The sequence below is a fragment of the Ruminococcoides sp. genome, assembly GCF_057037865.1.
This window is the reverse complement of sequence record NZ_DBLZMS010000001.1, coordinates 69,362-87,512: the sequence shown is the minus strand read 5'-3', so window position 1 is coordinate 87,512 and position 18,151 is coordinate 69,362. Positions and strand designations below refer to the sequence as shown.

At 41.6% G+C, this 18,151-nt stretch carries 20 protein-coding genes and 3 tRNA genes; 9 read left to right on the top strand and 14 right to left on the bottom strand.

The genetic code is table 11. From position 1 onward, the window contains the following. Window positions 1-10 precede the first annotated feature (10 nt). Window positions 11-721: a zf-HC2 domain-containing protein gene (locus AC2HW8_RS00420; protein ID WP_324497903.1), complete on the bottom strand. Its 711-nt coding sequence runs from the start codon at window positions 719-721 to the stop codon at window positions 11-13. Continuing rightward, complete coding sequence (locus tag AC2HW8_RS00415) at window positions 714-1,196, bottom strand: RNA polymerase sigma factor (protein ID WP_021883672.1); 483 nt, start codon at window positions 1,194-1,196, stop codon at window positions 714-716. The genes AC2HW8_RS00420 and AC2HW8_RS00415 overlap by 8 nt, the downstream gene beginning before the upstream one ends. A 138-nt stretch (window positions 1,197-1,334) precedes the next feature. Between AC2HW8_RS00415 and AC2HW8_RS00410 the strand changes: the two genes are divergently transcribed. Next, complete coding sequence (locus AC2HW8_RS00410) at window positions 1,335-1,526, top strand: hypothetical protein (RefSeq protein ID WP_294036832.1); 192 nt, start codon at window positions 1,335-1,337, stop codon at window positions 1,524-1,526. Between the two features lie 65 nt (window positions 1,527-1,591). Here AC2HW8_RS00410 and AC2HW8_RS00405 read toward each other — a convergent pair whose 3' ends face one another. The 3 genes from AC2HW8_RS00405 to AC2HW8_RS00395 form a co-directional block, all read right to left on the bottom strand. After that, a complete protein-coding gene (locus AC2HW8_RS00405) occupies window positions 1,592-2,041 on the bottom strand; it encodes a MerR family transcriptional regulator (protein WP_015523532.1) in 450 nt (149 codons plus the stop codon). Between the two features lie 150 nt (window positions 2,042-2,191). Beyond that, on the bottom strand, window positions 2,192-2,731 hold the full coding sequence (locus tag AC2HW8_RS00400) for a hypothetical protein (RefSeq protein WP_117886259.1): 540 nt from the start codon (window positions 2,729-2,731) through the stop codon (window positions 2,192-2,194). A gap of 195 nt (window positions 2,732-2,926) precedes the next feature. Further along, window positions 2,927-3,766 carry a patatin-like phospholipase family protein gene (locus tag AC2HW8_RS00395; RefSeq protein WP_117966335.1) on the bottom strand — a complete coding sequence of 280 codons (840 nt, stop codon included), beginning with the start codon at window positions 3,764-3,766 and terminating at the stop codon, window positions 2,927-2,929. A gap of 64 nt (window positions 3,767-3,830) precedes the next feature. Between AC2HW8_RS00395 and AC2HW8_RS00390 the strand changes: the two genes are divergently transcribed. After that, window positions 3,831-4,412, top strand: a complete 582-nt coding sequence (locus AC2HW8_RS00390; protein WP_021883667.1) for a TetR/AcrR family transcriptional regulator — start codon at window positions 3,831-3,833, stop codon at window positions 4,410-4,412. Here the strand turns inward: AC2HW8_RS00390 and AC2HW8_RS00385 are convergent, their stop codons facing one another. The 6 genes from AC2HW8_RS00385 to AC2HW8_RS00360 are packed head-to-tail and all read right to left on the bottom strand — an operon-like array spanning window position 4,413 to window position 9,491. After that, window positions 4,413-5,117 carry a flavodoxin family protein gene (locus AC2HW8_RS00385; RefSeq protein WP_117966338.1) on the bottom strand — a complete coding sequence of 235 codons (705 nt, stop codon included), beginning with the start codon at window positions 5,115-5,117 and terminating at the stop codon, window positions 4,413-4,415. 2 nt (window positions 5,118-5,119) lie between these two features. Then, window positions 5,120-5,575, bottom strand: a complete 456-nt coding sequence (gene fabZ / locus AC2HW8_RS00380; RefSeq protein WP_117522667.1) for a 3-hydroxyacyl-ACP dehydratase FabZ — start codon at window positions 5,573-5,575, stop codon at window positions 5,120-5,122. Next, entirely contained in the window at window positions 5,572-6,306 is a 735-nt protein-coding gene (locus AC2HW8_RS00375; protein ID WP_015523537.1) for an SDR family NAD(P)-dependent oxidoreductase, read from the bottom strand. The genes fabZ and AC2HW8_RS00375 overlap by 4 nt, the downstream gene beginning before the upstream one ends. Before the next feature lie 15 nt (window positions 6,307-6,321). Further along, a complete protein-coding gene (locus AC2HW8_RS00370; RefSeq protein ID WP_484326990.1) occupies window positions 6,322-8,520 on the bottom strand; it encodes a beta-ketoacyl synthase N-terminal-like domain-containing protein in 2,199 nt (732 codons plus the stop codon). A gap of 1 nt (window position 8,521) precedes the next feature. After that, on the bottom strand, window positions 8,522-8,764 hold the full coding sequence (locus AC2HW8_RS00365; RefSeq protein ID WP_021883662.1) for an acyl carrier protein: 243 nt from the start codon (window positions 8,762-8,764) through the stop codon (window positions 8,522-8,524). A 40-nt stretch (window positions 8,765-8,804) separates the two neighbouring features. Further along, window positions 8,805-9,491: a lysophospholipid acyltransferase family protein gene (locus AC2HW8_RS00360; protein WP_484326989.1), complete on the bottom strand. Its 687-nt coding sequence runs from the start codon at window positions 9,489-9,491 to the stop codon at window positions 8,805-8,807. A 241-nt stretch (window positions 9,492-9,732) separates the two neighbouring features. Between AC2HW8_RS00360 and trpS the strand changes: the two genes are divergently transcribed. After that, entirely contained in the window at window positions 9,733-10,794 is a 1,062-nt protein-coding gene (gene trpS, locus AC2HW8_RS00355) for a tryptophan--tRNA ligase (protein ID WP_021883660.1), read from the top strand. A gap of 169 nt (window positions 10,795-10,963) precedes the next feature. Next, on the top strand, window positions 10,964-11,986 hold the full coding sequence (locus tag AC2HW8_RS00350; protein WP_484326988.1) for a carcinine hydrolase/isopenicillin-N N-acyltransferase family protein: 1,023 nt from the start codon (window positions 10,964-10,966) through the stop codon (window positions 11,984-11,986). Between the two features lie 51 nt (window positions 11,987-12,037). Here AC2HW8_RS00350 and AC2HW8_RS00345 read toward each other — a convergent pair whose 3' ends face one another. Both AC2HW8_RS00345 and AC2HW8_RS00340 read right to left on the bottom strand, forming a co-directional pair. Beyond that, window positions 12,038-13,351, bottom strand: coding sequence for a GHKL domain-containing protein (locus tag AC2HW8_RS00345; RefSeq protein ID WP_337806404.1), 1,314 nt, complete (start codon window positions 13,349-13,351; stop codon window positions 12,038-12,040). Continuing rightward, window positions 13,348-14,070 (bottom strand): LytR/AlgR family response regulator transcription factor, encoded by a 723-nt coding sequence (locus AC2HW8_RS00340; RefSeq protein WP_117951764.1) that lies wholly within the window; start codon window positions 14,068-14,070, stop codon window positions 13,348-13,350. The genes AC2HW8_RS00345 and AC2HW8_RS00340 overlap by 4 nt, the downstream gene beginning before the upstream one ends. 187 nt (window positions 14,071-14,257) lie before the next feature. On the opposite strand from AC2HW8_RS00340, the gene AC2HW8_RS00335 reads away from it, so the two are divergent. From AC2HW8_RS00335 to AC2HW8_RS00315, 5 genes are all read left to right on the top strand, one after another. Next, the gene (locus AC2HW8_RS00335; RefSeq protein ID WP_303793045.1) at window positions 14,258-16,288 is read left to right on the top strand and encodes an alkyl/aryl-sulfatase; all 2,031 of its coding nucleotides are present in this window, start codon (window positions 14,258-14,260) and stop codon (window positions 16,286-16,288) included. Between the two features lie 18 nt (window positions 16,289-16,306). Then, window positions 16,307-16,852 carry a DUF308 domain-containing protein gene (locus AC2HW8_RS00330; protein ID WP_117951768.1) on the top strand — a complete coding sequence of 182 codons (546 nt, stop codon included), beginning with the start codon at window positions 16,307-16,309 and terminating at the stop codon, window positions 16,850-16,852. 257 nt (window positions 16,853-17,109) lie between these two features. Next, a tRNA-Cys gene (locus AC2HW8_RS00325) sits at window positions 17,110-17,184 on the top strand. Window positions 17,185-17,232: 48 nt separating this feature from the next. Then, window positions 17,233-17,308 (top strand) — tRNA-Val (locus AC2HW8_RS00320). Between the two features lie 6 nt (window positions 17,309-17,314). Then, a tRNA-Gly gene (locus tag AC2HW8_RS00315) sits at window positions 17,315-17,390 on the top strand. A 97-nt stretch (window positions 17,391-17,487) separates the two neighbouring features. Here AC2HW8_RS00315 and AC2HW8_RS00310 read toward each other — a convergent pair. Then, the gene (locus tag AC2HW8_RS00310) at window positions 17,488-18,150 is read right to left on the bottom strand and encodes a V-type ATP synthase subunit D (protein WP_484326987.1); all 663 of its coding nucleotides are present in this window, start codon (window positions 18,148-18,150) and stop codon (window positions 17,488-17,490) included. Between the last annotated feature and the right edge of the window lies 1 nt (window position 18,151).

The window sequence follows — 18,151 nt, the reverse complement described above, 5'->3', positions numbered from 1 at the left end:
AAAACAAGCCTTACTGTTCCGACTGAATATTGACCGCTGTCCATTCACCGTCTTTATTGATTACGGTAATTCGTGATTTTACGGGTTCGGTTGTCATCCAAAAAGTTCCGTCCTCTGTGTATAAATCCTTTGTGTATTCAATCCACATATATCCAGTGTCTGTGTAAAGCTTTGCGGAGTTCAATTCAACCTTAGCTTTGACTGTGTAATCGCCCTCAACACGGTCATATGAATAATACGCAAGTTCTCCGAATTTTCCTTTGGCGGTTTCATATTCACCGTTGAAATCAATAACATTTTTTATATCATTCAAAAGCGGTTCAAGCTGTTTTTGGTCCGATTGTGAATATCCCTTGTCAAATTCATTTAGCATTTCGTCGCTGAAATATGGGCTTTTCGCTGTATCTGTGTTGTCAGCACCGTACATATAATTTGCCCCGATAATAATTAAGGGGATAAGAACAGTAACCAAAATAGCCGCAATTGCAACTTTAATTATTCTTTTCTTTTTGTTTTGCTTTTCAATACTTTTCCATACGCTGTTAATTTCATCGTCAAGGTGTGCCGTTTTGTCAATTTCGGTTTTTGAAAGTGATAAAATACGATTGCATTTATCGCAAGTACGGCAATGCTCCTCAATAAATTTCCTGCTTTCATCACTTGCGGTATTATCGGAATACAAAGGAATTAAATCACGCACTATGTTGCAGTTCTTATTCATTATCATCACCAAGCCTTTCCAATAATCTGACTTTTGCACGGTAATAGGTGACTCGTACCCATGTTTCTTTTTTGCCGAAAATTTCGGCAATTTCTTTATATGACAGTTCTGCAAAAACTTTTAAAATAAAGACCTCACGATACGGTTCATCAAGAATATGCAGATATTTATGTATTCGCAATGCCGTGTCTTTATCCGAAAGCTTTTCTTCTAAATTGCTGATGTCGGCAATTTCTGCATTGTCAAAACCATCAATTTTCTTTTGCTTACGCAGGTATTTTAAATATTCGTTTTTGGCAATGGCACAAAGCCATGTTGAGGGCTTGTACTTTTTGTTGTAGCTTTTGTAATGTTCAAATGCTTTAAGAAAAGTTTCGGCAGTCAATTCTTCTGCAAGGTCGCTGTTTTTACAGAGATTAATCAGAAATCCGTAAACTGTTTTAAAGTTTTGTCTGTAAAATTCTTCAAATGGCACTTTGTCACCTCCCGTATATTAAATCCGCAAATTGCTGTTTTGTTACAGTATATTGAAATTTTATCATAAAAATTTTTTCTGTTCAATGTTTTGCAACAGACAACCCTCTGACTTCATATAAATTACCGAGGTGGTTAGGTGAAATATCCGGAGTTATCGTGCAATGTTTATGCTGAGGTTGACGGTGAAAATGTTTTGCTGATTGAAATTGACAGAGAGGGCAGAGCAAAGGTTTATCATGAAAATTTAAGAGTTGACGGGGTGCGAAAAATTTTTGAAGAAATCAACTGCAACATTGAAAGCTACATAAAATATTTCGGAACAAAATAAAATAGCACAAAATAAATGCCCTCCGTTTGGAGAGCGTAATTCTGTGAATTTACAAATTATCAAAATTAATCTTCGTCATCGCTGTGGGCATGGTCATACAGCTTTTGAATATCCTCGGGAAGATTGTTCGGGAGCATTTCGTTGATTCTGTCCTCGTTGCCGTCAGCAATGGCAGTATCGTAGTACCAGCACTTAAAGCGGAGCATATCAAGCGTCTTTTGAAGACGCTCAATTTCCTTTTCTACGGTTTTTTTCTGATTTTCAAAAAGTTCTCGCCTTTGCGGATAGGACGAACTGCCCTCGGCGCACCATTGCATAAATTTTCTTATTTCCCTGATTTCAAGTCCCGATTTTTTGAGGCAGTCAATTATGCGGAGTGTTTCAAGCTCTCTGTCGGAAAATCTGCGGATACCCGACACCCTCTCCATATGCGGAAAAAGTCCCTCTTTATCGTAGTAACGCAGGGTTGAAACAGGAATACCGCACATCTGAGATACCTGACCGATTGTGTACATAAAATCACTCCGAAACATTCTAAAAGTTCTTGACCTAAAGCCAAGTTTATCTGTCAATACAATCATACTGCATAATGATTTGGTTGTCAATTGAATTGTTTTTAAAATAAAAAATTAACGGAGCAGATTTTAATTTCTGCTCCGTGTTTGTTAGGAAAATATGCTTGCCACATTGATTCCGTTTGTGGTTATGTTTAATATTATTCCGATTACGGTCATCGGGATGATTATGACTGAAAGAAATTTAAAGAATGATCCCGCACTGGAAAAAAATTCAGTGCCTTTGGTATAGACAAAAGGTGATTTTACAAATTTTTCGGCTATGGGTGATTTGGAGATGTAGTAGAATTGTCTTGATACTGTAATGCCGAAGTGGGCGAACATTATACTGTTCCACACATTTCCCGCCTTGCCGATAAAGCCCATAAACGGCATACAATAAAAAATGTATAACGCAATGAACAGCAATATCGGTCTGAGAAAAGTTATTTTTGAGGTGGGATAGTTACATCCCAAAACATTAACCGTACTGAGCAAAATTAGGACAAACAGGATTATCAGAACAATAATGCCTATTACATTTTCGTGTGTAATATTAATGCCGCAATTTTGGAGTATGGCAATTGTCAAAAGCAAGATAGCTGCGATACCCGTGTACACAAAGTCAAAAATCATTAGTTGCTTTTTCATATAAATCTCCGTGTTTTAAAATATATGCTGAATATACCATGTTTTTTGACATTATACAATACTATTGTTATTTAATTGGAATAAGTCACATATTGAACACTTTTTACTTGTTGAAATTGCATATAAAAAGAAAGCAAGGCACGAAATTGCACCTTGCTTTTTGGGAAGATATATTAATGTAACTTGTTGTTTTGATTATTTCTTTTCGAGAACATTGAGGAAATCTTCAATTTCGGCAAGCCTTTCTTTGGCAAGATTTTTGCCGGCGTTATATGCCTTGTCAAGCACATCCGTGTTCATCTCAAATGATTTTACATACTTGTGTGACGGGCGGAGTACCATAAGTATGCCGTCCTCCTCAAGCTGTTTCATTCTTTTGCATTGCTCATTATAGCGGTCAAATCTCGTCATAAGAGCGTTGATGAGGTTCGGATAGTCCTTGTATTTTTTGTTGATTAAAAATTCAAACTTGCGATAGTCCGTGCAAGGCTCATTTTCGGGTTTTGTCAAAAGCACAAGCACACGGGAACAGCCCTGTTCAAACGCACGGTCAAAGGGAACAGCGTCGGCAATACTGCCGTCAACATACTTTCCGCCCTCAAATTCGCTTATCTGATAGAGAATAGGAACTGTGCAGGACGCTCTTACGGAGTCAAGCAATCGCTGTTCGCTTTTGTTCTCGGAAAAATATTTTGCCTTGCCTGTTACGCAGTCGGTTGCCACAAATTCGCAGTTTGTATCTGACGCAAAAAATGTATCAAAATCGAACGGATAGTCCTGATAAGGAAATCTGTAAATCATATTGTCAAGATCCATTGAAAGAAAACCGAGAACCGAAAAATCGCCTGTTCTGTGGGGCATAATAACCTTGCGGGAACGACCTTCCTGTTTTGCGGTAAAATCAAGGGCGACCTCAGCTCCCGCCGAAACTCCTGCAACATAGTCAAAGTGTATTTTGTTTTCAAGCAGACAGTCGGTTATACCGGCGGTAAAAATTCCTCGCCTTGCTCCGCCTTCAATTATCAGACCTGTCATAAGGACCTCCGTTGACTCAAAAAAATTTTGGTGCTATAATCAAACTGTTTTATGGGGTGATAGTATGGATGCTAATGTGACTGACCTTCGCATTGTAAAAACAAGAACCAATATAAAAAATTCGCTGATTGATTTGCTTGCCGAAAAAAATGTTTCCAAAATCACGGTGACTGAGCTTGCAGAAAAGGCGATGATTAACCGCAAAACCTTTTACCGCCATTATCACACGGTTCAGGATGTTGTCGATGATATCAATTACGATATAGTCAACGATGTTATCAGCCATGCGAAAAAATCCGATCGTGACGGCAACAATCTTGTGAATCAGCTGAATTTTATCGGTCTTTCCATTGTTGAAAATAAAGAACAGATTAATAAAATTCTGAAAAATTCTCCCGAGGTGTTCGGCTCGGGACGCTCTGTTGAGCTTTTGAAAAGATTTATCGAGGTTTCAATAAGACCTGTGCTTAATTTTAAAAATGAAACAAAACTCAAATACCTTGTTGAGTTTGTCGTTTCGGGATTCATCTCGGTTTATGTCCGTTGGTTCAATGACGGCTGTGCAGAAAGCTCCGAAAAGCTTGCAGACGCTGTCAACGAGTTCGTTCTCGGAGCATTGTCCGAATATGTTCGCCCGAAAAGCTGATTAACTCATTTTCCAATGAGCCTTAGTAATAGCCTCAAATCCTTTGGGGGAGAGAATAGGCTTTGAAATTTTTTTCATTGTTTCATCGCAAAGACAGCGGTTTTCGCAGAATTCCCTGCCTGCCTCCGTGATTGAATCAAGGTATGCCTTTCTCTGTCTTTCAGCTTTTTCTGCAATAAAAAGCTCGCCCTCGGGGCATTTTATCATCGTGTAATTGCCGTTACCGCAAATCAAATCAAGCTGTTTTATAAGTGCGGGATACATCGGTTCGGCACTCACATAGCCGCAAGTTGTAATAACCAAAAGCCTCTTTTCGTGCATTGCTTCATCACGCAGTTCATGGAAAGAGGCTTCTTTGTCCTCGACAACATTTCCCGAATAGGGGAGCATATACGGCAGACATCTGTCGGTTAATGCTTTCATCTGTGACGGCATACCGAAAAAGTAGAGCGGAAAGCTCTCAATGATAATATCGGCAGAATTAATCTTTTCGTAGATTTTCTGCATATCGTCCTTTATAACACATTTGCCGGGTGTTCTGCTCCAACACGAAAAGCAACCCATACATGGCTTGATTGTTTCCTTTTTAACCGTGATATATTCAACTTCCGTATCGGCTGAAAAGCCGTCAAGAAATGCTTTTGTAATGTTGAGAGTATTGCTTTTTTCGCCCTTTGGACTACCGTTTAATACGAGAACCTTCATAATCACTCCTGTGACGGCTTGTAAACCGCATTTTTATCCATTGTAGTAAACAAAAGACTTCCTTTTGCCCTCACTTCACCGTCAACCTTGATGACACACGCAAATTCAAATGCCGACTTTGTTGACATTGTAACATTTACGCTGATAATAAGCGTATCACCCGGAATAACGGGGCGGAGCATTTTGAAATCCTTGACTTTTAGAAGAACATACAGCTTGTCCTCCTCAACGCTTTCGGGAGCAAATACAAGACTGCAAAGCTGTGCCGCAGATTCAATGAGCAATACTCCCGGCATAATCGGTGTGTCGGGAAAATGACCTGCAAAATACGGCTCGTTCACCGACACATTTTTAATACCTGTTGCCGAAACATTCGGTTCAAGCTCGGTCACCCTCTCAATCATCTGAAAGGGTGGTCTTTGTTTTATTCTTTGATTGATTTCAAGCAGATTCATCATAAGCTGAGTCCTCCGTCAAGCACAAGCACCTGACCTGTCATATATGAAAAATCGTCACTGCAAAGCTGTCCGACTACATTTGCGACATCCTGAACTGTGCCGAATCTCTTTTCGGGAATAGCCTCAAGATACTTTTTCTGCAATTCTTCGGGAATGCCGTTCATCATTTCGGTTTCGATAAAACCGGGTGCAACTGCGTTTACTCTGATTCCGTACTTTGCAAGTTCCTTTGCAAGCGTGTGTGTCATAGCGTTTACCGCACCCTTTGTTGCACTGTAAACCGACTGACCTTCAACTGCAAGAACAGAGCTTACGGAAGAAATGTTGATGATGATTCCGCTCTTTTTGCGGAGCATTTTAAGCGATGCCTGTCTTGCACAATTGAAATATCCTTTGATATTAATGTCAAGACTTCTTTCAAGTGACTCGTCTTTAATCATCAAAAGGTAAGCGTCGTCAACCACACCTGCGTTGTTGACAAGCACATCAATTCCGCCGAAGTCCTGCTGAATACTGCGGAACATATCCTTTACTTCGTCAATATCTGCCGTGTTCGCCTTGTAGGCAACGGCTTTTCTGCCGAGTGATGTAATTTCGTCAACAGCCTTTTGAGCCATTTCTAAATTTGAATTGCAGTTCACGGCAATGTCATATCCAAGCTCTGCAAGCTTTAAAGCGCAAGCCTTGCCAATGCCCCTTGATGAACCTGTTACAAGAGCGGTTTTGCTCATATTTACCTCCGATTTTTACGCTTTCTTCAGAATTACGGCAGAGTATGTTCCGCCCGCACCCATTGAAAGAGCAAGTCCGTATTCGTAATTTTTCTCGCTGTCAGAAAGAAGCTCAGCCGCATATGCCGCTGTCATTGCGCTTGCTGCGGCTCTTGCATTGCCGATTTCCTGCGATACATCATAGCATGGCATAAGCGTCTTGATAATCTTCCTGTCGTCACAGCATACAAAGTCGATATTGTCTGCCTCAATGCCGGCATTCATACAAGCCTTTTCGATAACCTCAACAACAGCCTTGCTGTCAACCTCTGAATTGTCGTACGATACAGGGCGGTGAGCCTGTGCATAACCCTTAATTTCTGCATACTTGCGTGCATTTCTGCCGTTTGCACTTTTCTCTGTTTCAAGAACGAGAGTTACAGAGCCCTCACCGAGCGGTTTTTCAAGCAATTCGGCCTTTGTATAGAGTTCAAGGTTTGTCTTTGTATTTTCATCGGTACCTGCGGCAAGCATAACGCTTTCGTTGCCGTCTGCAAGAATATCAGCGGCATAGCAAATACTCTGCAGTCCTGCCTGATTGCCGTTTGCAACAGTTGCGTTGTAGCCCTTGATACCTGAGAAAATGCTCAGATAACCGCCTGCGGCATTGTAAACCGTATTTGGGAATGAAAAAGCACTGCCCTTTTCGGTACCTCTTGTGATTGCCTTTTTTTGGAAATCAACAATTTCGGTCATAGGGCCGTCAGCCGTGCCGATTACAATACCTGTTTTATATTCGTTGTCCTTGTCAATTTTTATGTCAGCGTCTGCAAGTGCGTCCATACCGCTCAAAAGTTGGAGCTGGCTGAAACGGTCAAGCTTTCTGTAAAATGCAACCTTGATTCCGTGTTTGTCATAATCTTCGGAGGTGAGGTTGCAGTTAAGGCTGTGTTCGTCAGTCTTTGTGCCTGTAAGCTTTGAAATGCCCGTAATGTAAATTTTTTCATTTTTACTGTTGTCGGGAATATCATGCTCGTTGTCCGAGAAAATGATGCTTGCGTTGTTGCCGCCGAATGCAAATGAGTTTGACATTGCATAGTGAACATCTTTTATGTGGCTCTTGTTCGGAATAAAGTCAATGTTGCCCGCCTTTTCGGAAAGCACCTTCAAATCCTCATCGGAGTAGCCGATTGTAGGGGGAACGAGGTTCTCTTTTATTGCTTTTACGGAAAATACAGCCTCAATTGAACCTGCCGCACCGAGGCAATGACCTGTCATAGATTTTGTTGAGCTGACAGAAAGGTGGTCGTTGCCGTCAAAAAGTGTGTGAAGTGAAAGAAATTCAGCCTCGTCATTTTTGGCAGTACCCGTTCCGTGTGCGTTTATGTAGTCGATATCGTCGAAACTAAGAGCAGAGCTTTCAACAGCCCTTCTGATTGCACTCATCTGACCTTCACCGTCGGGACGGGGTGCGGTAATGTGGTAAGCGTCACTGCTTACACCCGAACCGAGAATTTCACAGTAAATCTTTGCGCCTCGTTCAACAGCGTGTTCGTAGCTTTCGATTACAAGAATACCCGAACCCTCGCCGAGCGTGATACCTGTGCTGTGATTGAACGGGGAACAGGCGTTTTCGTCAAGCGCATGGAGAGCGTGGAAACCGCTGAATGCAAGTGAAGAAAAGCTGTCCGAACCGCCTGCGATGAACACATCACCCTTGCCCTCACGGATAAGGTCACAGGCATAGCCGATGCTCATTGTGCCTGCCGCACAAGCGTTGACGATGTTTGCGGTAATGCCCTCAAGTCCGAAATGAGCGGAAACATTGTTGGCAATTGCCGAAGCACCCATTTTGAAAATATCTTCTTTTTTACCGCCGTCACCCTTGATTTCGTCTGTGTAATATTTGTCAATGCTTGCCGCACCGCCTACACAACTGCCAAGAATAACACCGATGTTCTTTTCGGATGCGTCAATGTTTGCATCTTCAAAAGCCTCGTTTGCGGCATGAATACAGAGAAGGGAAGAACGGTCATAGTTTTCGGGAGAAAGCTCTGACGATGCCTTGTCAACCTCTGCACCTTTGTGTGCATAACAGTTTGAGGTGTCAACCGACTTAACCTCATCAATGCCGGAGTGACCTAGTGTTACGGCATCCCAGCAATCCTTTACATTGTCACCGACGCCGCAGATAAGTCCGAGTCCTGTGACAACACATCTCTTTTTGTCAGCCATATTAACCCTGCTTGCTTTCTACATATTCTGTAAGTGCTCTGATTGATTGGAAGTGCTCACGGTCTGCACCTGTCATATCAATACCGAAAAGTGTGTCGATGCCTGCAACGATTTCGATTGAGTCGATTGAGTCAAGACCGATTTCGTCACCGAAAAGTTCTGAATCGTATGTAAGAATGTTTTCGGGAATTCTAAGGTTTTCTACGAGCATTTCCTTAATCTGATCTGCAATAGCATTGTTCATTTTAATTACCTCACTTAAAATTTTGATTTTTTTGATTTTATTATAAATTTTCCGAAGAAAAATCTTCTTTGTAATAAACCTTGCCTTTGCCGTATTTTTCTTCAAGCTCAAGATAAAGTTTTTTGACCTGCTTTTCGGCTTCGGCACTTATTCCTTTTGCATATTTTGAGCAGCGAACATTTTCGGGACATTCGGATTTTATCGGATTGCCGATTAAAATTTTCTGCCTCTTTCCAAAAAGAATTTTATACTCACCCAAAGATGCAATCGGGATTATGTCAAGACCTTTTTTTGCCGCAAGCAATGCCGCACCGGGCTTGAACGGGAGCATTTTGCCCTCTCTTGCAATTCCGCCCTCGGGGAAGATAAGCATTGAATATCCGTTTTCAACCGCACCCTCACTTTGCGCATACCAGTTTGTGTCCATGGTGTCAAAGTCAACGGGAATACTGCGGCAAATTCGAATAAATGAGCCTGTTCCGCTCTTGTCGTACCAGCTTTTTTTAACAAGCATATACGGCTTGTATCTGCTGAGTACAGAGCTTATCACAACTCCGTCAAAGTGGTGAGTGTGGTTGCACACAAACACAACAGGATTGCCCTTGAGGCTCTTTTTAAGGCTCTTGTCTTTCCATTCAACCTTCGGGCGAATAAGAAGATGCACAAGACCTTTTACAAATTTTATGAATGCAAGCTGTCCTGCATTTTTATGATAATTGTACTCCATACTCTTTACCCTCGTTTTTTAGAATATTATATTTTTATTTTAAAAAAATTCAACGGTCAAATGAATTTTGCGTGTGTCTTATGCAACATTTTGTCGAATTTTGTGGCATAAAATATATGGGAATTATTATGGAATATTTTTCTTTTTAGCTTTTTTACAAATGTTGACGGCTGTTGTTTATGGTGATATAATCATAGAAAAGAATTTTGCCTTTGAATCAAGGTAAACAAAGGAGAAACCTATGAAAAAAGTAATTTTAACAGGTGACCGTCCTACGGGCAGACTTCATGTCGGTCACTATGCAGGTTCGCTCAAGGAGAGAGTAAAGCTCCAGAATTCGGGCGAATATGATGATATATACATTATGATTGCAGACGCTCAGGCTCTTACCGACAATGCCGAGCATCCCGAAAAGGTAAGACAGAATATTTTGCAGGTTGCGCTCGACTACCTTGCCTGCGGAATAGATCCGAACAAGTCAACAATTTTTGTTCAGTCAATGATTCCCGAGCTTACGGAGCTTACTTTCTATTATATGAACCTCGTAACCGTGTCCCGTGTTCAGCGCAACCCCACCGTTAAGGCAGAAATTCAGATGCGTAATTTTGAGGCAAGCATTCCTGTGGGATTTTTCTGTTATCCAATCAGTCAGGCGGCTGATATCACGGCATTCCGTGCAACTGCCGTTCCTGTCGGCGAGGATCAGCTTCCGATGCTTGAACAATGCAAAGAGATTGTTCACAAGTTCAATTCCGTTTACGGCGAAACTCTTACGGAACCGCAGATTATTCTTCCGAGCAACAAGGCTTGTCTGCGACTGCCCGGTATTGACGGTAAGGCAAAGATGAGCAAATCCCTCGGCAACTGCATTTATCTTGCAGAAGAACCCGAGGATATCAAGAAAAAGGTTATGTCAATGTTTACCGACCCGAATCATCTTCGTGTTGAGGATCCCGGCAAGGTTGAGGGCAATCCCGTGTTTATCTACCTTGACGCATTCTGCCGTGACGAGTATTTTGCGGAATTTTGGAATGATTACAGCTGTCTTGACGAACTCAAGGCTCATTATCAGCGTGGCGGACTCGGTGATGTCAAGGTTAAGAAATTCCTTAACAATGTTATGCAGGAGGAGCTTCGTCCTATTCGTGAACGCAGAAAAGAATGGGAAAATCATCTTCCCGATGTTCTCGATATTCTCAAAGAGGGCAGTAAGGTTGCAAAGGAAACTGCCGCAAAAACACTTGAGGATGTCCGTCATTCTATGAGAATCGATTATTTTACAGACAATAATCTTCTTAAATAAATTAAAATTCAATATGTAAAATACCGGTCGGAAGGACAGAAATCAAAAATTCTGTCTTTCCGATTTTTCTTATGAAAAAATTATTGCGAATTGACTCAAAATTGTTGAAAAAATAAAAATATTATGCTATTATTGCGTTGAAAACACCCCGTTTTAAGGAGGATACATTATGATTGACGCAAGAAAGCATACACTTGAATCTGTTAAAAAGCTGACCGATTACAGCGATTTTAACCTTTATAAAATGGATATATGCTACGATTACAGCATTGATAAAATCATTGACAGAGGGATTTTTGATGATGAGTCGGCTCTCGGTGCAATTTTGCAGGAGGTTCTGCCCGATTATCCCGTCAATCTTAAAATGCCGAATTTCGGGTGCAGTGCCTTTACAATGAAAAATCCCGACAGCGTAATGATGGGGCGAAACTATGATTTTAAGAACGACACCTCGTCAATGCTTGTGTATTGTTTGCCAAAGGACGGCTACAGGTCGGTTGCGTTTGCGGCACTTGATAATGTAGGTGCAAACAACCCAGAGTTGAGTGATAAAACAAGGCTTGCAACCTTGCTCTCACCGTTTATCAGCCTTGACGGAATCAATGAAAAGGGCGTGTCAATCGCAGTTCTCACACTTGACAGTAAGCCGGTTTGTCAGCAAAGCGGAAAGCCCGTTATCGCCACAACGCTTGCAATCCGTCTTATACTTGACAGAGCTTCGTCAACCGAAGAGGCGGTTACACTTTTTGAAAAATACGATATGTTCGCTTCAAGCGGAAGAGATTATCACTTTTATGTTACCGATTCAAACGGTGACGGTCGTGTTATTGAGTACGATTGCAACAGCGATGACCGAAAGCTTGTTGTTACAAAATCGCCTGCCGTTACAAACTTTTTTGTGATGTACAAAAATTTTGTAAAGCCTTATCAGAAAAACGGTGTTTACGGTCACGGCAGAGAGCGGTATGATAAGATAATCAATATTCTTGAAAAGAATAATAGTTACACAAAAGAAACAGCATGGGAGGCACTTGTTTCGGCATCACAAGCACCGAATCCGAACGATATAACAAGCAATACTCAATGGTCGATTGTTTATGACAACACAAACCTTACCGCTGATATTTCGATCCGCCGAGATTGGAACACGGTGACAAAATATTCGCTAAAAGAAAATAAAATTACGGAATAAAAAAACAGGGAAGAAACCGAAAAAAGTTTCTTCCCTTTTATAATGTCCGATTCAGTTTTTGCCGTGCAGCATAACATCCGCCGTAAAAATTCCGTTTTCGTGAGAAAATCTGCAATAACCGCCGTCTTTCTCGGCAATTCTGCGTACCGACTGCGTACCGATACCGTTACCGTTTCGCTTTGACGAACCGAAAAATCCGTCCTTTTCGGTAATCTCTCCGTTGAAAGCATTCTCTACGGAAATAAGCAATATCTTTTCGGAATGCGGACGGGCATACATTTTAATCTGCCGTTTATCTCTGTCAAGCTTCATGCTCGCCTCAAATGCATTTTCAAGCAAATTTGCGATTACAAGACAGATATCGGATTCCGAAACTGTCAACTTTTCGGGAATGTCAATTTTTAGTTTAAACGGAATACCATTGCTCTTGTATTTTGAATAATAATGTCCGATAATCGCATTAACAGCGTGGTTTTTACAGAGTACAAGCTCTGTGTCGGGAATATTCTGCGATGCTGACGAAAGGTATTTTTCAAGTTCTTCCCAGTTCTTTTGCTCGGCAAGAGCATTGAGTACGGCAAAGTGATGTCGCATATCATGCCGTGCCTGACGGGTTTCTTCAATAGCGACTTTTAATGCGTCATACTGTGCCCTCTGCATATTCAAAAATTGATTTTTCTGAGCAAGTTTGTTATTGCGGTTCAGACTTTTTGCAATAAAATACAGCAAAGCGTAGAAAATGAGCAACAGCACAAGAAGTGATACGCTGATAACAATGTAACCCTGCATAATTCTTCCTGTATGGAGAATGTTAGGATTCCATGGGATTATAAAAAAGTTGAGCAAGATGAATATTATCGGTAAAATCCAGAATACATACCATGTCTGGGCAATGTTTTCGTCATCGAGCAGTTCACTCACACCGTGTGTTGCAGGATACCATGCAAGAATTACAAACATCCAGCATAGAATATTGAACAGCACAGCCGATTTAATTTCAAACCACGGCGTTGTGTTCTGCGGAAATGTTATCGAATCAACCGCCCGTGTAATGCTCGCAATGCAAGCAAACACTCCGCATACCGCAAGTAACACACTCACCGATTTCCACATGGATGTTTTGAGTGAACAACAGTATGCTGCCGAAAGGGCAAGCACTATCGGTATTGCAAGCACAAACGATTTCAGATTGTATCTGTAACAAACAAAACCGCACAATGTACAAAGGCACACAAGTGATAAAATCATCACAGGAAACAGCCTGAGCTTTGATAGTTTGAGATGTTTTTTTATCGGAAGATATGCAAGTACAACACCGGGGATGATTGCACCGAGTTCAATCATCGGACAGAAAACATTTGTCAATGCAAATCCCTCCTGCCGAAAATATATTCGCCAAAGGTGCTTTTTGCGCTTTTTACAAGACTTCGACTTATGGAGATTTTTTCACCGTTGTCAAGAACAAATTCATTGCCGTTCATATCCCTGATGTGTTCAAGATTTACTATGATTCCTCGGTTGCACACAAAGAAATTATCCCCGTCATCAAACAGCATTACAAATTCGGCAAATGTACTGCGCACAGACTTTTCGGATTTGTCCGTACAATGAATATGTATGCAGTGCTTAAAATGCTCGGCATACAAAATGTCGCAAAGCTTTATACGCAACAAGTCACTTGCAGAGGGTATTTCAATGTATTTTTCTTCAACGGAAATTTTCTGCGAAATCTCATCAAGCAACATATCAAGCTCTTCATCACTGTATGGCTTCACAAGATAGTGCAATGCCCGAACCCTAAAACCTTCAAGTGCGTGGTCGGTTGATGTGGTTGTGAAAACAAGCAGACAATCTTTGTCAAACTTCCTCAGCTTTTGTGCCGCATCAATTCCGTTTTCCTTTTCCATATATATATCCATAAAAACAAGGTCAAATCTGTTCTGCATTGCCTCATTCAGAAAATCCGTTCCGCTGTTATATTCGCAAATTTCAATATCATATGACCTTGAAAATGAGCTTTGAGAAAGTCTTTTGCAAAGTTCATTCCGCTCATTTTCGCAATCATCAACTATTGCAATCCTCATACCGTACCTCCTGCATAATTATCACTCTTATTGTATCACATAATATCGCAAATAGTGACTTTAATTTGCATTTCGTGCCAAAAATTTTCACTTTGTGCCAAATGTATGGACTAAATGACAATTATTTATTATAATTCGGCTTAAACCAAAAAATCATGGACGGATAGAAACACGGAGGAAATATTCTATGATTAACAAAAAGAAAACGGGACTTTGTCTTGCTTTGGCGGCAACATTGATTGCCTCGTCTGCACTTTGCGGATGTCAGCAGAGCGACAGCAGCAAATCCGCAAAATTCAACAGCGATGTAAAGGATGCGTCAAAATATACAGCTGACGAAAACGCACAGGTGTATAAGACACTTGACTTTTCCGATGAACAGGAAAAGGAATTTGCAAAAAAAGGCTTTATAACAGCACCCGACAAACTCGAAATCAAAACCGAGAACGGAACTGTTGCATGGAGTCAATCGGCATATGATTTTATCAGAAACTCGTCAACTCCCGACAGTGCAAACCCAAGCCTTTGGAGAAACACGGAGCTTAACTCGCTTTACGGACTTTTTGAAGTTGTTGACGGTGTTTATCAGGTCAGAGGCTACGATGTTGCCAATGTAACCTTTGTAAAGAGCGACAACGGCTGGATTGTTTTTGACTGTACAACAAGCTCCGAAACTGCAAAGGCGGCGCTTGAACTGCTTGAATCTAAGTTCGGCAAGGCGCATATTGCCGCTGTTGTTGTAAGCCACGCTCACATTGACCACTACGGCGGTATCGGCGGACTTATTGACGAAAAGAATGTTGCAGATTCATCACTTCCGCTTGATGAACAGATTAAGTCCGGCAAAACGCTCATTATCGTTCCCGAAGGCTACGAAAAGGCTGTTATGGAAGAAAATGTTTTTGCAGGAAACGCAATGAAACGCAGAACCAACTTTCAGTACGGATCATTGCTTGATAAGGGCGGTAAGGGCAGTTTGTCGGTAGGTATCGGTCTTACCCCTTCAAGCGGCACAACAACATACATTTCACCGTCTTATGAGGTAAAGAAAGCTACCGAAACCATCAAGGTTGACGGTGTTGAAATGGTGTTCCAGCTTACTCCCAACACAGAATCGCCTGCCGAGATGAACACCTACCTTCCAAAATACAAGGCTTTGTGGATGGCTGAAAACTGCTCCGGCACAATGCACAATCTCTACACACTCAGAGGCGCAGAGGTTCGTGACGGCAATGCGTGGGCGCAGTACATTATGGAGGCAAAGGAGCTTTTCGGAGACAAAGCCGAAGTAGTTTTCCAGGCTCACAACTGGCCTCATTGGGGCAACGATGTAATCAATGACTACATGGCAAACACAGCCTCTGTCTATAAGTACATATTCTCACAGACACTTATGTACATCAATCAGGGCTATACTTCAACCGAGATTGCAAATATGATTGAGCTTCCCGATGAACTCAACAAGATTTGGTACACTCGTCAGTATTACGGAACTCTCAAGCACAATGTAAAGGCGGTTTATCAGAAGTATATGGGTTGGTATGACGAAAACCCCATTCATCTTGATGAGCTTGAACCGACAGAATATTCAAAGAAGCTTGTTGAGTATCTCGGCGATACAGACAAGGTTCTTGAAATGGCTAAAAAAGACTTTGACAAGGGAGAGTATCAGTGGGTTGCACAGATTACAAACACACTTGTATATGCAGATCCCGAAAATAAAGATGCCCGCTATCTTTGCGCAGACGCACTCGAACAGCTCGGCTATCAGGCTGAAAGCGGTGCATGGAGAAACGCTTATCTTACAGGTGCTTATGAGCTTCGTAACGGTACAAAAAATTATCCGAATTCCGAAGGTTCAGGTGCAACAGCTCTCGGTATGAGTACCGAAACAATGTTGGATTATCTCGGAATCTGTCTTGACGAAAAGAAGCTTGAAGATCAGAACCTTGTAATCAATCTTGAAGTGACCGATAAAAACGCAAAATATCTTCTTCGCATAAATCACGGTGTGCTTATCTATTCACAGGAAAAGTGGAGCGATAAGGCTGACGCAACAATCAAAACCAAGAGTGCAGGTATTCTCGGCATTGCACAGAACAATCAGAAACTTATGGACGCCGGCATTGAAAAGGTTGAGGGCAACAGTGACATCATCAAAACCCTTACATCAAGCGTTGCCGAATTCCCGCTGTATTTCAATATTATTGAACCCTAATTAAAGTATGAGGTGACTATGAAAGTATTTAATTGTATTTTCGGCATATTGTCGATAATCGGTGCGATTTATTGTATGTTCTATCCGGGACTTACCTTCCTTAATGCCGGTTGGATAGTGACAATTCTTCTCGGAGTATGGGGAATATGCTCCGTGATTGACTACTTTGCAAAACGCAAAAAGGCAAAGGCTGAACAGAGTGAAGCGATAATGGGAACACTCGGTCTTGTTGTCGGTATTGCAGCGGCAGTAATTTCAATTCTTGCTATGTTTATGCCGGGCATAAGACTTATGTTTGATGTTATCATTCTCTGCATTTTCTCAGGTTGGCTTGTAGTGGACGGTATCTCGTCCGTTGCAATGTCACTCAAGGTCAAAAAAGCATCTTCCTCAGGTGCATGGCTTATTCCGCTTTTCTGCGGAATACTCGTCATAATCGGCGGTATCTACGGATTTTTCCACCTTATATTTGCCGCACAGACAATCGGATTTATGATTGGTGTCCTTTTGTCAATCTACGGTGTAAAGCTTATTCTTTCGGCATTTGAAAAGCCGAGCGTGTAAGATACTTATCTTGTTTTCTTCTCTTTTTAAGAAAAGTATGATAACCCCAAAATCCCGAACCTTCAGAGTATTGCATCTTTGAGGGTTCGGGGCTTTATGAGGAATCAAAAACAGAGGTGTCATTTTTCTGTTTGATGCATAAAATATCAGTGTAGAAATTTTCCGTTAAATTTTGTTGTTAAAATGCAAATTCAGTATTGACAAATGAATTTTATTATGATAGAATAATGCCTGTTGAGTGACATTGCTCAGTATTCGGCGACATAGCCAAGTGGTAAGGCACGAGTCTGCAAAACTCTGACGCCCCGGTTCAAATCCGGGTGTCGCCTCCAAAACGGAAAGCACTTCTTAACGGGAGTGCTTTCCGATTATAAAAATGTGGGAGCATAGCTCAGCTGGGAGAGCATCTGCCTTACAAGCAGAGGGTCACAGGTTCGAGCCCTGTTGTTCCCACCATTATATGCGGATGTAGCTCATCTGGTAGAGCGCCACCTTGCCAAGGTGGAGGTAGCGGGTTCGAGCCCCGTCATCCGCTCCATTAAATCAGTACAGTTGATGTACTGATTTTTTTATTTTACAGAATTTTTTGACAAACAAGGGGCTGTTTTTTAACAGCCCCTTTGATTGTTGTGTAGTTAATTATAGTGTTCCGAATAATGATGTGCCTTGTCAAGAAGCATATCCTTAACCTTCATCAGCCTTGTACGACTGCTGCGGTCATTTTCTTCAAGTTTCATCGAGATGTATTTGATTGTTTCCTGATATCTCGGAATCATAACATGCTCAAGCGAATTAACACGGCGGCGTGTCTTTTCAATTTCTGCCGACATAAGCTCACAGCTTTTTTCAATTTCAGCAAGCCTTATCAGGTCGGGCAAAAGCTCGTTGAGCGACATAACCGCATCATCAAGTTCAAACGAAGTAAACGCAAAACCGTAGGGAAAAATATCGCTCTCGTTGCTTGTTCGTGTGCTTGATGAAAACTGCGGAATATCAACGCTCATAACATTTTTTGAAGAAAGCTCAAGGTCAATTCTCTGCTTCGGTGACATCAATGAGGCGTCCAGAGCCTCTTTTGACATAACCGCACTTGCGTTCACAAAGTGGTTGTTGCACTCTGCAAGCTCTCTTTCAATCTTCTCACGAAGCTCCTTGTTTTCTCTAACAAGGTCAAGAAATCGGCGCATCAGTTCGTCACGCTTGTTTTTTAACATTTTATGACCACGGGTAGCTGTTGCAAGCTGTTTTCTCAGTTTTGTCAACTGCATACGGGTGGGATTAACATTCATAACTGCCATT

Bases quoted from the DNA above. Each gene is read 5' to 3' on its own strand.
- AC2HW8_RS00420 (WP_324497903.1), bottom strand. From the start codon at position 721: ATGAATAAGAACTGCAACATAGTGCGTGATTTAATTCCTTTGTATTCC.
- AC2HW8_RS00405 (WP_015523532.1), bottom strand. From the start codon at position 2,041: ATGTACACAATCGGTCAGGTATCTCAGATGTGCGGTATTCCTGTTTCA.
- AC2HW8_RS00400 (WP_117886259.1), bottom strand. From the start codon at position 2,731: ATGAAAAAGCAACTAATGATTTTTGACTTTGTGTACACGGGTATCGCA.
- AC2HW8_RS00395 (WP_117966335.1), bottom strand. From the start codon at position 3,766: ATGACAGGTCTGATAATTGAAGGCGGAGCAAGGCGAGGAATTTTTACC.
- AC2HW8_RS00390 (WP_021883667.1), top strand. From the start codon at position 3,831: ATGGATGCTAATGTGACTGACCTTCGCATTGTAAAAACAAGAACCAAT.
- AC2HW8_RS00385 (WP_117966338.1), bottom strand. From the start codon at position 5,117: ATGAAGGTTCTCGTATTAAACGGTAGTCCAAAGGGCGAAAAAAGCAAT.
- fabZ (WP_117522667.1), bottom strand. From the start codon at position 5,575: ATGATGAATCTGCTTGAAATCAATCAAAGAATAAAACAAAGACCACCC.
- AC2HW8_RS00375 (WP_015523537.1), bottom strand. From the start codon at position 6,306: ATGAGCAAAACCGCTCTTGTAACAGGTTCATCAAGGGGCATTGGCAAG.
- AC2HW8_RS00370 (WP_484326990.1), bottom strand. From the start codon at position 8,520: ATGGCTGACAAAAAGAGATGTGTTGTCACAGGACTCGGACTTATCTGC.
- AC2HW8_RS00365 (WP_021883662.1), bottom strand. From the start codon at position 8,764: ATGAACAATGCTATTGCAGATCAGATTAAGGAAATGCTCGTAGAAAAC.
- AC2HW8_RS00360 (WP_484326989.1), bottom strand. From the start codon at position 9,491: ATGGAGTACAATTATCATAAAAATGCAGGACAGCTTGCATTCATAAAA.
- trpS (WP_021883660.1), top strand. From the start codon at position 9,733: ATGAAAAAAGTAATTTTAACAGGTGACCGTCCTACGGGCAGACTTCAT.
- AC2HW8_RS00350 (WP_484326988.1), top strand. From the start codon at position 10,964: ATGATTGACGCAAGAAAGCATACACTTGAATCTGTTAAAAAGCTGACC.
- AC2HW8_RS00340 (WP_117951764.1), bottom strand. From the start codon at position 14,070: ATGAGGATTGCAATAGTTGATGATTGCGAAAATGAGCGGAATGAACTT.
- AC2HW8_RS00335 (WP_303793045.1), top strand. From the start codon at position 14,258: ATGATTAACAAAAAGAAAACGGGACTTTGTCTTGCTTTGGCGGCAACA.
- AC2HW8_RS00330 (WP_117951768.1), top strand. From the start codon at position 16,307: ATGAAAGTATTTAATTGTATTTTCGGCATATTGTCGATAATCGGTGCG.
- AC2HW8_RS00310 (WP_484326987.1), bottom strand. From the start codon at position 18,150: ATGGCAGTTATGAATGTTAATCCCACCCGTATGCAGTTGACAAAACTG.